The sequence below is a fragment of the Flavobacterium chungangense LMG 26729 genome (assembly GCF_000735715.2).
In the GTDB taxonomy this organism is placed as follows: domain Bacteria; phylum Bacteroidota; class Bacteroidia; order Flavobacteriales; family Flavobacteriaceae; genus Flavobacterium; species Flavobacterium chungangense.
In genome coordinates, this window is sequence record NZ_JASY01000008.1 from 126,960 (window position 1) to 142,920 (window position 15,961).

Sequence of the window (15,961 nt, forward strand, 5' to 3'; positions counted from 1 at the left end):
TTAAAAGAATTAAAATCTGGCTCCCTTTTTCTTTTGCTTCAAAAATTCTAACAGATAGGCCCCGTAACCTGATTTAACAAGAGGCAGCGCAAGTTCTTCTAACTGTTCATCTTTAATAAAACCTTGTCTCCATGCAATTTCTTCGATACAGCCAACTTTTAATCCTTGCCTTTCTTCTAAGACCTGAACAAATTGTCCGGCCTGCATTAAACTATTAAAAGTTCCAGTATCTAACCAAGCAGTTCCTCTGCTTAAGATACCAACTTTTAAAAATCCTTTTTCTAAATAAACTTTATTCACATCTGTAATTTCATATTCTCCCCTGGCACTTGGCTGAATATTTTTAGCTATTTCTACAACTGAGTTATCATAAAAATACAATCCAGGAACTGCATAACTTGATTTTGGCTCTTCGGGTTTTTCTTCAATTGAGATAGCTTTAAGGTTTTCATCAAATTCTACAACTCCATAACGTTCCGGATCTGAAACATGATAAGCAAACACAACTCCTCCATTGGGCTTTGTGTTTGACTTTAAAAGCTCTTGCATATTGGAACCAAAAAATATGTTATCTCCTAAAATAAGAGCAACATCATCATTACCAATAAATTCTTCTCCAATTACAAAAGCCTGAGCTAAACCATTTGGAATCGCTTGTTCGGCATAACTAAATTTGCATCCTAAACTCACACCATCACCTAATAATTTTTTAAAATTTGGTAAATCATGGGGTGTAGAAATAATTAATATTTCATTTATTCCCGACATCATCAATGTTGATAATGGATAATAAATCATAGGCTTATCATATACTGGCATCATTTGTTTACTCATAGCAAGAGTCAAAGGGTGTAATCTTGTTCCTGAACCACCAGCTAATATAATTCCTTTCATATATTTTTGCAATTTTTAGAATTAGATTTCTTTTTAAGTTGCTTTAGAAATCTTGGAAAACTTCAATCTTTTTTATTTAAACAAACATTTTTTTTAAACTTTCTCTATAATCCGGAACATCTAAATTATAAATTCTTTTTATTTTTTTCTTATCCAGTAAAGAAAATTGAGGGCGTTTTGCCGGTGTTGGATATGATGCAGATGAGACTCCCCCAACATTACAATTATATTTTCCAAATTCTCTTATACTTAACGCAAACTCATACCAACTTATTTCGCCTTCATTGGAATAATTATAGATTCCTGGTATCCAATTTGGTGAATCCAAAATATCCAACATGGTTTGAGCTAAGTCAGCAGCGTAAGTTGGAGAACCTATTTGATCATTTACCACATTAATTGATTCTTTTTCCTTCATTAGCCGCTGCATCGTTTTAACAAAATTATTACCAAACTTACTGTAAACCCAAGAAGTTCTTATTATAATTGAATTTGGATTTTCAGTCAGACAAGCGATCTCACCTGCTCGCTTACTAGCACCATAAATATTGATCGGATTTGTTTCAGCTTCTTCATTTAAAGCAATTGAAGAAGATCCGTCAAATACATAGTCCGTTGAAATGTGTATTAATTTTGCATTGTTTTCTTTAGCATATTTTGCTATTAATTCTACTGCTGAGTGATTTACAGTAAAGGCAATTTCTTTTTCTGATTCTGCTTTATCAACTGCAGTATAGGCTCCACAATTAAAAATTATGTTAGGTTGAATTTCTTTTAATTGTTTTTCTAAAACTTCTAAATCATCCAAAGTAATTTTTGCTCTATCTGCAAAACACCATTCATATTGTGAATATTTTGCTGATAAAACCGAAAGCTCAGATCCTAATTGACCTTTTGCTCCTGTTACTAGTATTTTTTTCATACTAAGTTAATATTTGCTTTTTTAATGGAATAAATTATGGACGTTATTTGTTTTTTTTTAAAAGATTGAATCATGTCTATTTTGTTAAAACAAGCTATTACATTTTTCTATAAAAGGAAGTATTTTATCTTTATCAGAAACTATTGCATGTTCTAAGTTCATACCCCAATCAATTTTTAAAAAAGGGTCATCAAATTTAATTCCACCTTCGGAAGCTTTATTATAAAACTGATCACATTTATACATCACGGAAGCTGTTTCACTAATAACCGAAAATCCGTGAGCAAAACCTTGAGGCACTAATAATTGTTTTTTATTTTCAGCCGAAAGTAAAATGCTAAATGATTTCCCATAAGTTGGAGAATCTTTTCTTAAATCTACTGCAACATCAATAATTTCTCCTTCTAAAACACGAACCAGTTTAGTTTGTGCAAAAGGTGGATTTTGATAATGCAAACCTCTTAAAGTTCCTTTTCTTGAAAAAGATTGATTGTCCTGAACAAAATCAATATCTATTCCTAAATCTTCAAATTTAGTTTTGCTGTAGGATTCAAAAAAATAACCTCTCTCATCACCAAAAACTGTTGGTTCCACTATTATTAAATCTTTTATAAAGGTTTTTTCAATTTTCATTTTTAAAATGTAATTCTTTTTTATTTATGCTATTTTAAAGAAATTAAAAATCACTTCTTTAATTCTGTCTTTTTCATGATTTGTAAGATAGGAACCTGATGGCAAACACAATCCTCTTTCGAATAAATATTCAGCAACATTATTGCCATAATATGGATAATTACTAAAAAGAGGCTGCAGATGCATTGGTTTCCATATTGGGCGACATTCAATATTTGCATTTTCAAATGCAAGTCTTAAACTTTCTCTATCTATATTTTTTTTTTCGTTTGGTTCAACTAAAATTGTACTTAACCAATAATTTGAAAAACAATCATTATTAGTTACCTGAAAAAAATGTATTTCGTCTATATTCTTGAAAATTCTTTCATAAAAACTATTTATTTCTCTTCTGGCAATAATGTTTTGTTTTAAAATCTCCATCTGACCAAGACCTATACCTGCGCAAACATTACTCATTCTGTAATTATAGCCTATTTGACTATGCTCATAATGTATTGCTTTATCTTTTGATTGGGTGGCATAAAAAATAGCCTTTTCTTTAGATGATTGTGAATTAGAAATTAAAACTCCACCACTGGAAGTAGTAATGATTTTATTTCCATTAAAAGACAAAACTCCATAAGTGCCAAAAGTACCGCACTTTTTACCTTTATAAGTACTCCCGAGAGCTTCTGCACTATCCTCAAGAACAGGAATTTCATATCGCTTAGCAATTGTATGAATTTCATCTACCTTATATGGGTTTCCATACAAATGTACTGCAATAATAGCTTTAGGTTTTTTACCCTTACTTATTCTATCCTGAATGGCAATTTCAAGACTCTTGGGACAAATGTTCCAGGTTTCTGTTTCGCTGTCTACAAATACGGGAATAGCACCTTGATATAAAATAGGATTAGCTGAGGCCGAAAATGTCAGGCTTTGACAAATAACTTCATCTCCAATTCCTACACCTAATAAAATCAACGCTAAATGAATTGCAGATGTCCCAGAATTTAAGGCCGTTACAAATATTTTATCATCAAGATAATTTTTCAGAACCTTCTCAAAATCATTAACATTTGGCCCACCAGAAGTGATCCAGTTATCTTCAAGGGCTTTCTGAATATATTTTTGTTCAAAACCACTTTGTTTTGACAAGGATAAAAAAATTCTTTTATTAGTCATTAATTTTCCAATAATCCGAAGTATATCGAACATCATCATCACTAACTTTTGTTAATGGCAAAGTCGAAAATGATATCAGCTTAGAATTTGTTTCTAATGATTCAATAGCGTTTGCATGACCAGCTGGTATATGTAAAATTTTGCTATCAGAGGCTATCATGATAATACTTTCAACTTTCAATTCTTTTGAAGGATTTTCCCAGTTATCAATTTTTACAAAATGAATTTTAAAAGATCCGTTTATGCAATAGAAATTTTTAGCATCTAATTTATGCCCTTGCCAGGCTCTAATAGGATTTTCATCAGAATTACTAATAATATAAAACCTTTCGATATCCTTAAAACTGAAATCATTTACATACGAAATAGTTCCCCGATGATCTGAAAAATTGCTGCCCTGAATTATTTTAGAATCCATTAATTTAATTTTAAATTGTCTTTTTTAGCAAATAGAATTTTAGGGTATATACCAAAAGTAAAGGAGGGATAATAATTGCAAATATTAATATATCCTGAACTTTATGATATAAAAAAACAACTAAAACCGATACCGCTATTTGTGCTAATGCATAATATAGAGCAACTAATCTGTGTTGAATTTTATATTCGTTGCTTAAAACCTGATATAGATGCAAGCGATGTGCTTCAAATATATTTTGCCTTAAATATAACCGATGTAAAATTGTACAACATGAATCTGCTCCATAAACTGCTAAGAATAATATCCAAATGATTGAGTTCGTGGCTAAAATAAGTTTAAAAACCAGATATATTATCCAAAAAGCAATTGCTATGCTGCCAACATCTCCGGCAAAACATTTCGCTTTTTTTCTGTAATTAAAAAAAAGGAAAACCAAACTAGCGACTATGGCATATTTTATAAAATTCTCATCTGTGAATAGTTGAATATTTTTGTTTACATATAATAGCGAACCCATTACTGCTAAAGTATATAAACCTGTTATGCCGTTTATTCCATCCATAAAATTATAAGCATTTATTAAGCCAATAGCTGTAATGTAAGCTACTACAAGACCTAAAAGAAAGGCAGGATTAAAAATACCTAAATCGAAAAATATTAAAGTAATAGCCAAAAAGTGAATCGAGATTCGAATTTTATTTGACAAACTCTGAATATCATCCCAAAAACTTACTAAACTCACTAATGTAATTCCTATAAAGAAAAAATAATTATTTTGGATATGTTGGACCGAGTACAACAAAGCTGCAAACCAAAAAACAACTCCCCCTCCACGTAAAGTAATTTCAGTATGCGAACTTCTTTGATTTGGTTTATCGATAATATTAAAACGGTCAGCTACCTTAAAATAAAGTAACATTAAAATCATTAAAAGAAATCCTAATATTGTGTATTCCATTATTTATTTTAAAATTTTATTTGTTAATTTTTAAAATTGCTTACATGCTATTTTTAATCAATAGAGACCTGTATGGAATTAATCTCTGTTTTTCATCTTTTTGTTTTTCTTGATCTATTATTATAGCTCTAAAAAAAGGAAATAAATAAAAAAAACATATAAAACTGACTAACAAGATTTTTTTATTCAGTAATGTGTAATAAATTATTTCAGAAACCAAAATTATTTCAAAAATTCTAAAATAAATATAAATTCTAGTCAACTCTGTAGATTCTGAAAACATATTTACAAAAACAATTGAAGATATATAAGCTAACATTAAATATTTTTGATGAGATAATTTAAATCCGAATTTCTGATAATACCATAAAATAATTAGTGCCATTGTATTTAATGCAACTAACTTTAAAAAAGATACCGGAACGGCAAATTCATTAGAAACATAATAGAGATAATGTGATTCTTTAAAAATAAAAGTAAACAAATGAATAACCCCAATTTGCGATATAACAAATGAAACACCAATTATCATATATAAATACCCGACTCTAACAAACTCCCCCCATTTAAAAATCATTAAAAAGACAACAAAAGGAATTAAAGAGCTATAATGAATGAACATAGCCAACAGCATTAATACAGAATAGTAATAATATTTTTTATCTAATAAAAAGCTAAATGCATAAAATGCAATGGCAACTGATAAAAACTGTCTTATATAGGTGAATGAATACAGAAACAAAACAGGAACCATGAAGTATAACACAAGTGGTAAACTACTTTTTGGGGTGTATTTTCGGACTGCTAAATAAACAAAAAAATAGGTGAAAAAAGAAAAAAAGAAGAAAAGAAATGTGTAACTCAGGTTCAAAAACCTAAAAATTTTCATTATCATTAAAAAACCATACTCAACATTATTGTCTCTTGTCCCATACAAATACCAATAAGTATAATTATTATAATCCCAACCTATACCTTCTCTAAACCCCCCTATTAAAATCATAATCACAAGAAGGCATACACTAACAATTTTCTCTTTACCAGGGTAATTATAACTAAATAAAAATAAAGTTAGTACAATAAAAATCAGTATAATATAAAAAACCATCTATCTATTTTGTAAAGTATTATTTAAAAACTGTACTTCGTTTAGAAATTTTCAGACTTATTCTCTGACATCCACTTTAAAGTTATTTTTATACCATCCTTTCTTGAATATGGTAACAATGGAGCTATTTTATAAGTATTTTTTAAATCAATAATGTTATTAGTTGTCATGTTATGTAATCTGAATGAATTCATTGGAAAATGAATTTTAAATAATTTCAAAATATCTCCAAAAAAAGCTGCTCCCTTGATTATAAAATAAGGTGCTTTTTTAATTTTAGTCCCAAGTTCAGTTGCTATTTCATTACCCCATTCTTCAATATTTATTGCAGGATCATCTCCAATATAAAAAACCTTTTGTTCATCATTTATTGTTTCGGTAAAAAGTATACTTTCAATTTGGCAAACAGCATTACCAATAAATCCATATGTTTTAGTACATCCTTTATTTCCGACATGAAAATATTTTCCAGCAATAATCATATCAAAAAAATTCTTGTAAGGTATACCAAACCAAGGTCCCCAAATTGACGTAGGTCTTATTATTGCCCAATCACAATCAGGCCTGTTTTCCCACACCAATTGTTCTGTTTTCACTTTACTTTCTCCATAAATTGTAGTTGGTGCATAATCAAACTGGTTTTTTGGATAATACCCTCCATAACAAACCAACATTGATGAAGTTATAATAATTTTTTTTAAATTCTTTAATTCGGTTGTGGCTTTAAGCAAATTTTTTACACCTAAAACATTCGAATTATAATCTTCCAAGCCTTTACCGTCCAAGTCTGTACGTGCAGCTAAATGTAAAATATAATCAGGTTCGAAATTAAGAACTGCTTGCTTTAACTCCAATAAATCATTAATGTCTATTTTAGTCCAATATTTAAGGAATTCTTTGTTACTTGGTTCTTTAACATCAATATTTAAAATTTCATGACCGTCTTGAATCAACTTCTGCGAGAAGTTAGTCCCAATAAATCCTGAGCCTCCAGTTATTAGTATTTTATGTTTAATTAACATTATTAATATTTTTAAAAAATTAATTTAATTAGATTTTAGCTCAAATATTGGGAGAATAAAAGATTTATTCTACTATTGAATTTTTCTGGAGAAAATTCACATTTTGAATGTATAATATTATGCTGTTGAATTTTTAATAACAATTCAGGATTATCAAGAAAGAATTTCACTGCATTATATGTACTATCAACATCATTTGGTTTAACTAACAGTCCTTCGCTTTTAGTAACAATATCTGATAAAAAATTATGATCTGTGGTAACTATTGCATTTCCTGTTCTCATTGCTTCAATATTTACTAAACCAAATGATTCAGTTTTAAAAAATGTTGGAAAGAGTAAAATGTCACTATTCAAAAATAGATTTATTTTGCTGACTCCCTTAACAACTCCATGATAAACTATCCTATTTGGATAAAGTTGATTTAATTCGTGGAATCTATCATCAAATTTTTTTTTCACTTCTAAAGCTGACATCAAATAATCTGAGAGAGGTTCGCCGGCAATATTAAATATGACATTTTTATGATCTTTAGCTATTTTTTCAAAAGTATCTAAAGCCACAAAAATGCCTTTACTTTTCATCAAAAATGATATATACAGAATATGTACTTCTTCATTTTTGTTTTTTAAATCAAAATCAACATCATCTAAAACCGAATCATAACAATTGGGAATTACGCTTCTTTTCATTTTCGTTAATGATGAAGGCATAAGTTGTTTTTGCCTCTCTGTCACAAAAATCGTTTCGTCAATATTAGTATATGCGCTATGAATAATTTTTGAAAATATCCCACCTGTAAAAAGATCCATAACCTCATTACCATGTAAATGATTAATGACTTTAACTCCCTTTATTTTACATAAAAATAACAAAACAATATCTTTTATTGCTCCTTTTTTACTTCGTGTACATGTAAAATAAACTAGATCAACTTTATGAAAAATGAAAATCCAAAAAGTTTTTAATAAAGTTATTATTGTGCCTAAATATTTACTTTTTACATTGGTGTTAATTAAAAACTTTGGTTTAATTAAATTATAGACCATATTTGAAATTAATGCCTGCCCTCCGATAGGTGGAGGAATAGGGCAAAAAAATAAAATGTTTTTTTTCATTAGTGTTAAATATTTATCTGAGATCAATACAAATAAGCTAGAATCTAGAATTAAAACAATTTAAGTTTCGGTATAAATATAAAACAAATATTATTTTTGTATATTCTGTTATTCTTATAATAAAGTTTAGAGAACTTGCATGTTTTATACTTTTATGGCCAATTGCAAATTATTTGACTTAGAACTATCGTATTTATTAAAAACATATAAAAAAACAAAAAAATACATTTCAGGTGAAAAATAATGGCCTTCTCTAAATAATTTAGCAAAGAAATACAACATTATTCCTTTGCATATAATTGAATTTATAGAGCTTTTTTCATCTAAATTTTTTACATAAAATTTAGATATATAAATAAATATTCCTAAAAGTCCCATTAAACCTAGTTCAGACATTACTCTTGAAAATAATGAACCGGCATCTTTGGCATTTAGATCTTCACTGTTCATACTTTCAAAAACTTCTATACCTTCAATCTTACTTAAATATAACTCCCTAGAATACACATGCGAACCTATACCATTGCCTATAATAGGATTTGAAGAAAAACTTTTAGCAGATACATAAAAATTAGATAAAAGAGCATAAGTACTTAAATTAGCTTTTGATAAATCCCCACTTACCATACTATTAACGGTATCGTCAACTCTAAGTTTAAACGGAGCAAAATTAAAATAAACAAAAGTCCCAATAAGTGTAACACCAATTATGGGCAGAATTACTCTGGTAAAAGAAATTTTTTTTAACATTAAGATTAATGATAAACCTAATCCCAGAAACCCTAAACTTGAACCACTTACAATAATAGAAAACATTATTATTATAAAATAATAACGTGGATAACTTTTATCCTTCAACGTAATAAAATACGCGGGTAAAACAATTGTACAGTAGTGTGCCGGCTCAAGTAATAAACTTTCAAAAGACCTCCCAATTGAAATATCATGAGGTAATTTTAAAAAACCAATCACAGCTAGTATGAAACAAATTTTACAATAAAGAGAAGCAATATCTTTAAATCTATCTTTAAAGAAGTTGAAAAATGAATTATAATAAGTTGGTATGAGTAAAAGAAAAAAAAATTGAACAAAAAAGTATCCAAACTTATTATAACCAAAAACACAAGAAAACAGTCCAGAAAACAAAACTAAACAATGAAATATCAAGAGCCCTTTAGTATATACAACTTTATTGAAACTAACTAGAATAATAAAATTAATAAATACTACAAAATAAAAAAATTTCAAATCGAATCCTATGTTTAGACTCAAGGCTTCAGTAAAAGCACATAAAATAGTAGAATAAAAAATATAATTTTTCATATCCGGTTTAAAACTTTTCTAAGAAAAAATATAACATTTGCTTTAAAAAAATCATATTTTAAAACTAATACATTATTTACCGAATTATTCCTTTTTTTTGCTTTGTACGCTTCTTTAATTGCAGCATTATTTAGATTACTTATACCTCCAACCTTCATATTAACAGTTATTTCGTCAAAATATGCAGCTTTAAGCAAATGTTTAGCCCTTAATAAAATCTCATAATCACCTACAATTTTATAGTCTATGTTGTATAATCCATATTTTTTAAAAAAAGATTTAGAATGAAAAGAACCTACATGAGCCGTGCACATAAATCTTCTAAATTTATTCCAAACCCATTCTTTTCCTATAATTCTTAATTCTGTCCCCTTATCATCTACCAGCCTTACTTTTGAGGAAATCATATCTAAACTATGATAATCTAATTTACTTAACTCTTGTACGTATTTTTCAATAGCGTCATGCATGTAAATATCATCTGCTCCTAAAAAAGCTATCCAATCTCCGTTTGCTAATTTCACACCTTTATTCCAAGCATCATAAATTCCATTATCCTTTTCTGAAAGATTAGTAGTTATAAATTTTTCATATTTTTTTACAATTTCTAAAGTACCATCCGTTGAACCTCCATCAATAATAATGTACTCAATATTTGTATAAGATTGAGATATTACACTTTTAATACATTGTTCCAGATCCTTTTCTGCATTGAAAGTTGACGTAATGATAGTTATTAATGGTGCATAATTATTTATATCAATTCTTTTCATATTTTTTCTACAATTAATTTATTGCATATCCAATAAATTTAAAACAAAAATCAAAATAAATATAGTACATAGAACTTCGCTATATTACTATACTTAATATATAATCTATACTACAACGACTAATTTAAAATAAGACAAGTAGTTAGGTTAGCATCTACTCTTGATTTTTTTATTTCCTTATAAATTTTCATACACTTAACTGGCACTGTTATTTTTATATGGGCTAATTTAATTCATTAAGATATTTTAGCAATTCACCAGAAGGAACGATATTTAAACTAAAATCATAAAGTTGTAATCAAATTATAAACAAACTAAACCTTAACAAAACAATCTTTATCAGATACTTAAAAAAATAAAGAAAAGGATTATTAGTTCTATTGTGTAAAAAATATGTCTCATTTAAAGAAAAAGCAGCGTCAAATTCAGTAATATTAAAAAGCCTATTCGTCTTTAAATATTGATAAGGAAATTTTCCAAAATCTGTCGGATCACTAAAAGGTTTTATATTACTTATTTTTGACAAAACACTTAATAATGATTGATCCTCTCTGTGAGCAATAAAACATTTATATTCATCCAAATGTAAGTTTGAAGAGGGCAATAATAAAGATTGATTCTGGCATATTCCTAACCATTTCTTAACAAAAGAGACAGAATTTTCATTCTTTTTTAAACACAGAGTAGAAGCCATAATCTGATTTGAATACAAAAAATCATTATTCGAAATATCAAAATAATCAAAAACTTCTTTTTTTGTCCATTGTATTTCTAATAAAGGTAACTGAAAGACCATTATTTCCTGTCCGCTTTGTTCGAGTTTCGTTATTAATCCATTTACATTTTTTATAAATTGAATTCCTGAGTCAACATAAAATAAAAAATCACCATCATTTAACTCATTAAGCGTTTTAAGAATTATGTAGGGTTTCCAAAGCCAATAACCTCCGCCTCTTTTTTGGGTAAGAATTTCTTTATTAGCTTCAAAAAAATCTAAATCAATATCAGCTGACGAATAAGAGATTACTTTATCTACTTTACCTATATGTTTCGCAGTCCAACTATTTAATCGTTGCTTCTTTTTAAAGTTTTGATCAGAATAATTAATTGATACAATCACAATTACAATCTCTTACTATTAAACATAATACTTTTATTTTTTTAATATTCTTAAAATTTTATAGATTACTATATTAAGTGAATAAAACCAATAAAAAATATTTTTTTTATTCTATATTCTGATTCTACAGTATAAGCATTTCCTGTCGAACCAGAATTACCTGAAATAAAAGGCAAACGTCTAAAACTCCTTATTCTTTATTTAATTAAAATATCAAAATAAATAAACTCTAAAAATCTACCTTGCGAATCATTTACCTCTAAATAGGAATTTTCGAGATACATTTTAAAAAGGAAGCATCACACTTAAAAAAAGTATTTACACTAGTTGAATTCCATACATCAGTATAAAAACAATTATTAATATTACTATCTTTTTAATTATTAAATTTATATTCTCTACAAAGAGCCTTCCTGTAACTTTATAAAAAACTTATTGTTATTTATAAATTCACTGTTTTCTATAGCATGCTTAAGACACGCCCCTTTACCATATTTATTTACTGCTTTTTATGTCAGATATAAAAATTAAAAACTCAATCTGTTTATTATTCTTAATTGCTAAATCTATTAAGTCGTCTTTTGAAAAATTAAAGCACGTATTTTCCCAAAAAACAAGTTTATCAAAAAAAGAAACTTCTATATATCTTTTTAAAATATTTTATATTGAGCTAATCTCTCCTTATTATCAGTTAAGTGGATATTATAGGCGACACTAATTTAACATTTACATTAGCTGTCAACAGTAATATTTCCATTAAATGTATTTTTTTTACTTATGTTTTTTTTACTTATAATTTCTCTTGATTGAAAAAAAAGAAAAAACGAAATAGGCAATTGTGCCATTATAGAAGCCACAACAATACCATTTAATTGAAAACTCTTTCCTAAATATATGGCAGAAGGAATAAAAATTATTACTGCAATTAAAATTATTGGTAACTGAATTTTTATTTTACCCAGCCCGTTGAGCACAGTAGAGAATATTGTATTAATGCCACACACTAAAACCAAAATTAAATGCAATAACAATAATGTGAATGGTACTTTAACAATGTTGCCTAACCAAAATTTAATTATAACTTCAGAAGTGAAAAGTAAAACTAATGAAAACAAGACAACTATCATGAAAAATTTAAAAAATTTAAAAGTCATATTTCGTATTCTTAAATAGTCATTAACTGATACAGCCTCTGTGTAATAAGGAAGTAAGGTGTAAGAAATAATTCCTAAACTTATTGAAATAATAGAATAGAGTTTCTGAGGAATTGAATATATAACTACTTCAGAAGGATTTAGAACTTGTGTGATAATTATATTTGAAGCTTGATTTAAAATTAACACCAAAAATTGAGCTAAAAAAAAACTTAATCCAAGTCCGAAAAGCTTTCTGATAAGTGCTTTTCTGAAGTGATGCAATTTGGGCATCAAAGAATCTTTATTTATAATAAAGTAAAAAAAAGAAAATATAAATAGAAATAGTGGCGTGCTCCAAGTAAATATGAATGCTACGAAATTTAATTTTGAATTAAACTTAAATTGAGAAAATACAATAAATATAATAAGTGAAATTAACCCGCCTAAAGAATGTAATAAATTTCCAAAACCAGTTTTTTTCTTCGATTGCAATATAGAAACTATTAAATTAGATAAGAGTAATAACCCTAACCCCCAGAGACAAATTGATACTATTTTATAAAAATCAAAATTAGAAGTACTTTTAAAAACCACTTGCCAATCAACAAAACCTACACAAATTTGGATTATAATTAATGTAATTAATAAAAACAAGCCTAATATAAAATAAGCAGTAGTTATATATTGTCTAGCTAATTCTACATTATTTAAAGAAAATGCAGATGTTAAATAATTTCTCAATCCGTTACCTAATCCTAAATCGAAAAAAGAAAAATAGGAGATAATTGAAAAAACTGTTAACCAAACTCCATAATTTTCTTTTCCTAAATAATTCAAGAGTAAGGATACAGATGAAAAACTAACAAATAGTGATATACCCTTTGCAAAAAAAGAAAGAAATATATTTTTTGTTATTTCTCGATTATTTTTCGTTGAATACCTTAGTAAAATGTTTTTAATTAATGTTTTCAATAAATATATATTCAATTATAATGTTGCATTTTAAATTTTTAAGAATATTTAGGAGCCAAGAGAATCATTTAAAAAAAGTAAAAAAAATGTTTAAGTGTATTTGGCTAATTTATCTGAATTACGCTAAATATATTTTTTATAAGTTATCTATTTTAATCCAATCATCAGGAACTATATGATTGTCTTGTAATCTTTTATTTTTTTTAAACCATTTATTTGGGGCTAACACCATTTTAGAAGGGTTTTTATTTAACCATGCTCCCCACCAACTAAAAGTACTATTAGCAATAATATTATACTTACAATTGCTCATTAATTGCATATCTATATAGCTTTTAATTCCTATATTATGACTTACAAAAACAACCTCTTCATCAGCTAAAAAATCAAAATTAGTTTTTACCCAATTAATGTCGTCCGAAAACACATACAAAGTCAATTTATCGATTCTATTTTTAATATAATTTAATGCATCATAGTAATATTTATAAGAGCAAACGTCTCCTAATAGATTTTTATATTTTTTATTTGAAACATAATCCCCTCTTCTTATATGAATACTTACAGAATTACTATTTTTAATTTCTTCTAATAACTTAAGATTAATTGTATCCAACTCCTTTTTGAATTCAAAACTATTTAGTAGTATCTTTCTATGTTGACAAAAATATAATTCATCCTGCCAAAGTCCTCTTAAATAAATTAACTTTTCATCACTTAATTCTAAAACATTTTTATCGTATTTAAAAAATTTTTCAATAAAAAAGCTTGATTTTGTGCCTAAAAATTTTCTTCTGATTCTTGCTTTTAACTCTGTTGAATCATCAACTAAATTCGAAATATCAGATTCAAAATATTCTGATTTAACATCAAATACTTTTTCAATTTCATATCCTTGATTATCTGAAGTTTCATTAAATCTATTTATATATAATTTAATTTCTTGATTCTTATAGTGCTCTTTTAAAGCAATATAAAAAGCATATTGAAACATCTGATTACCTAAGCCTCCTATAACTTCTATTATTAACATTTATATGATATTTAAGATAGCCATTAAATTCTAATTGATTAAAAATTATAGCTAAAACAACAAAACTCTTCGTTTTTTAAATAATAAATTTTTCTTCAAAACTAAATAAGGCTCTTGCACATTTATTCAAAACTGATTTTTCAAATTTTTCAATGTTTTTTATATCTAAATAAGAGTAACAGGCTATCGAATAAATTATGATTTTATCAGTTTTCTGGAATAAATTATTATAATTCATAATTTAATCTTCTTCTGAATAGTGTGTAAAAAATTACCCGACAATGTCATTAATTATTTTCTTTAAAAGTAATATTAATACTGCCAAAAAACCAAATATCCCTCCTCCTATTATTAATGCTTTTAATTTACCCAACCGTTCTTTTGCTAAAGGCAAAATAGGTCTATCAATAACTTGTATCAGAGGAGTTTCTTTCCGTAATGTTACTTTTGCTAGTTCGGTTTGCTTTACAAGCTCAGTTAATATTGCCGTATTGGCCTGGACATCAACTTGCCTTTTCGCTGATGGTGTACGACGAACATTTAGTGCTGGATTTAGATTAAATGTATTATCATTTGCAACAGCTACACCGGTAATTGCTGCATTGAGTTCTCTTCGGATAGAATCTGTTTGACGTTGTAAAATAGCCATGTTAATTCTTGCTTTTTTACTTTTAGTAGCTATATAAAAATCTGATACTTGTTTCGCTAATGCTTCACAAAAATATTTTGCAAAAAGCTCATTTTGAGATGTAACGTCAATATTAATAATTGAAATCTTTTTATCTTTTTGATCAACTGTTAAACCTCCTTTTGACAAATTTTCATATATTTTTCCCATAATACTGTCTTGAACACGGGTAAAATATTTACGGTTTACAGTGGGCAAAAACTCTAGACCCGCTAATTTTGGATTATCTATCCAGTTTTTACGCCATTTATTATTTTTAATATACATTTCTGCTAATGAAATAGTCTTTCCTTCAACTACAACAGGTGAAAGTAATGTTTTTTCTACCATTGACCTGGATTTAAATAATTCAGTCAAGTTAGAACCTGTAAAAATACTCCCTCCACCTCCGCCTAAATCAATACCAAATGAACTTGCTAATCCCAAAGCCCCTCCTAAACCACCTCCACTTTTTTCATCTTCTAACGCAAATGACAATGTAGCAGTATAAATTGGGCTTTTACTAAATGAATAAGCAAGTCCTAAAGAAGCTCCAACTAGGCCTGCGATGATGATAACTTTCCATTGATAAAGTAAATACTTCCAAAGTTTTTTTGCCTTTTCCAACAATTCTTTCAATGAGATTTCATCACTTTTAACTGATAAATTATTTTCCATATAGAATATAAAC

At 27.4% G+C, this 15,961-nt stretch carries 15 protein-coding genes; all 15 read right to left on the reverse strand.

From position 1 onward, the window contains the following. Positions 1-9: 9 nt before the first annotated feature. The 15 genes from rfbA to JE46_RS14470 all read right to left on the reverse strand — a co-directional run bounded on the left by rfbA (position 10) and on the right by JE46_RS14470 (position 15,948). Positions 10-894, reverse strand: a complete 885-nt coding sequence (rfbA, locus tag JE46_RS14400) for a glucose-1-phosphate thymidylyltransferase RfbA (protein ID WP_031455999.1) — start codon at positions 892-894, stop codon at positions 10-12. 76 nt (positions 895-970) lie between these two features. Then, complete coding sequence (gene rfbD / locus JE46_RS14405) at positions 971-1,816, reverse strand: dTDP-4-dehydrorhamnose reductase (protein WP_031456000.1); 846 nt, start codon at positions 1,814-1,816, stop codon at positions 971-973. Between the two features lie 84 nt (positions 1,817-1,900). Further along, positions 1,901-2,449, reverse strand: coding sequence for a dTDP-4-dehydrorhamnose 3,5-epimerase (gene rfbC / locus JE46_RS14410; RefSeq protein WP_031456001.1), 549 nt, complete (start codon positions 2,447-2,449; stop codon positions 1,901-1,903). 24 nt (positions 2,450-2,473) lie between these two features. Continuing rightward, positions 2,474-3,619, reverse strand: a complete 1,146-nt coding sequence (locus JE46_RS14415) for a DegT/DnrJ/EryC1/StrS family aminotransferase (RefSeq protein ID WP_031456002.1) — start codon at positions 3,617-3,619, stop codon at positions 2,474-2,476. Further along, positions 3,612-4,037, reverse strand: a complete 426-nt coding sequence (locus JE46_RS14420) for a WxcM-like domain-containing protein (protein WP_031456003.1) — start codon at positions 4,035-4,037, stop codon at positions 3,612-3,614. Before JE46_RS14420 ends, JE46_RS14415 begins: the two co-directional genes overlap by 8 nt. Before the next feature lie 10 nt (positions 4,038-4,047). Then, positions 4,048-4,998 carry an MraY family glycosyltransferase gene (locus JE46_RS14425; protein WP_031456004.1) on the reverse strand — a complete coding sequence of 317 codons (951 nt, stop codon included), beginning with the start codon at positions 4,996-4,998 and terminating at the stop codon, positions 4,048-4,050. 40 nt (positions 4,999-5,038) lie between these two features. Beyond that, positions 5,039-6,106 carry an EpsG family protein gene (locus JE46_RS14430; RefSeq protein ID WP_031456005.1) on the reverse strand — a complete coding sequence of 356 codons (1,068 nt, stop codon included), beginning with the start codon at positions 6,104-6,106 and terminating at the stop codon, positions 5,039-5,041. 41 nt (positions 6,107-6,147) lie between these two features. Beyond that, entirely contained in the window at positions 6,148-7,128 is a 981-nt protein-coding gene (locus tag JE46_RS14435; RefSeq protein ID WP_031456006.1) for an NAD-dependent epimerase/dehydratase family protein, read from the reverse strand. 35 nt (positions 7,129-7,163) lie between these two features. Then, positions 7,164-8,246, reverse strand: coding sequence for a glycosyltransferase family 4 protein (locus JE46_RS14440; protein ID WP_031456007.1), 1,083 nt, complete (start codon positions 8,244-8,246; stop codon positions 7,164-7,166). A 144-nt stretch (positions 8,247-8,390) separates the two neighbouring features. Further along, positions 8,391-9,569, reverse strand: coding sequence for a hypothetical protein (locus JE46_RS14445; RefSeq protein WP_031456008.1), 1,179 nt, complete (start codon positions 9,567-9,569; stop codon positions 8,391-8,393). Continuing rightward, positions 9,566-10,342, reverse strand: coding sequence for a glycosyltransferase family 2 protein (locus JE46_RS14450; protein WP_051872894.1), 777 nt, complete (start codon positions 10,340-10,342; stop codon positions 9,566-9,568). Before JE46_RS14450 ends, JE46_RS14445 begins: the two co-directional genes overlap by 4 nt. 298 nt (positions 10,343-10,640) lie before the next feature. Further along, the gene (locus JE46_RS14455) at positions 10,641-11,462 is read right to left on the reverse strand and encodes a hypothetical protein (protein ID WP_031456010.1); all 822 of its coding nucleotides are present in this window, start codon (positions 11,460-11,462) and stop codon (positions 10,641-10,643) included. Positions 11,463-12,193: 731 nt separating this feature from the next. Beyond that, positions 12,194-13,570 (reverse strand): oligosaccharide flippase family protein, encoded by a 1,377-nt coding sequence (locus JE46_RS14460; protein WP_167343442.1) that lies wholly within the window; start codon positions 13,568-13,570, stop codon positions 12,194-12,196. 136 nt (positions 13,571-13,706) lie between these two features. Further along, complete coding sequence (locus JE46_RS14465) at positions 13,707-14,603, reverse strand: alpha-1,2-fucosyltransferase (protein WP_031456012.1); 897 nt, start codon at positions 14,601-14,603, stop codon at positions 13,707-13,709. A 271-nt stretch (positions 14,604-14,874) separates the two neighbouring features. Continuing rightward, positions 14,875-15,948, reverse strand: a complete 1,074-nt coding sequence (locus JE46_RS14470; RefSeq protein ID WP_031456013.1) for a Wzz/FepE/Etk N-terminal domain-containing protein — start codon at positions 15,946-15,948, stop codon at positions 14,875-14,877. Positions 15,949-15,961: the final 13 nt, after the last annotated feature.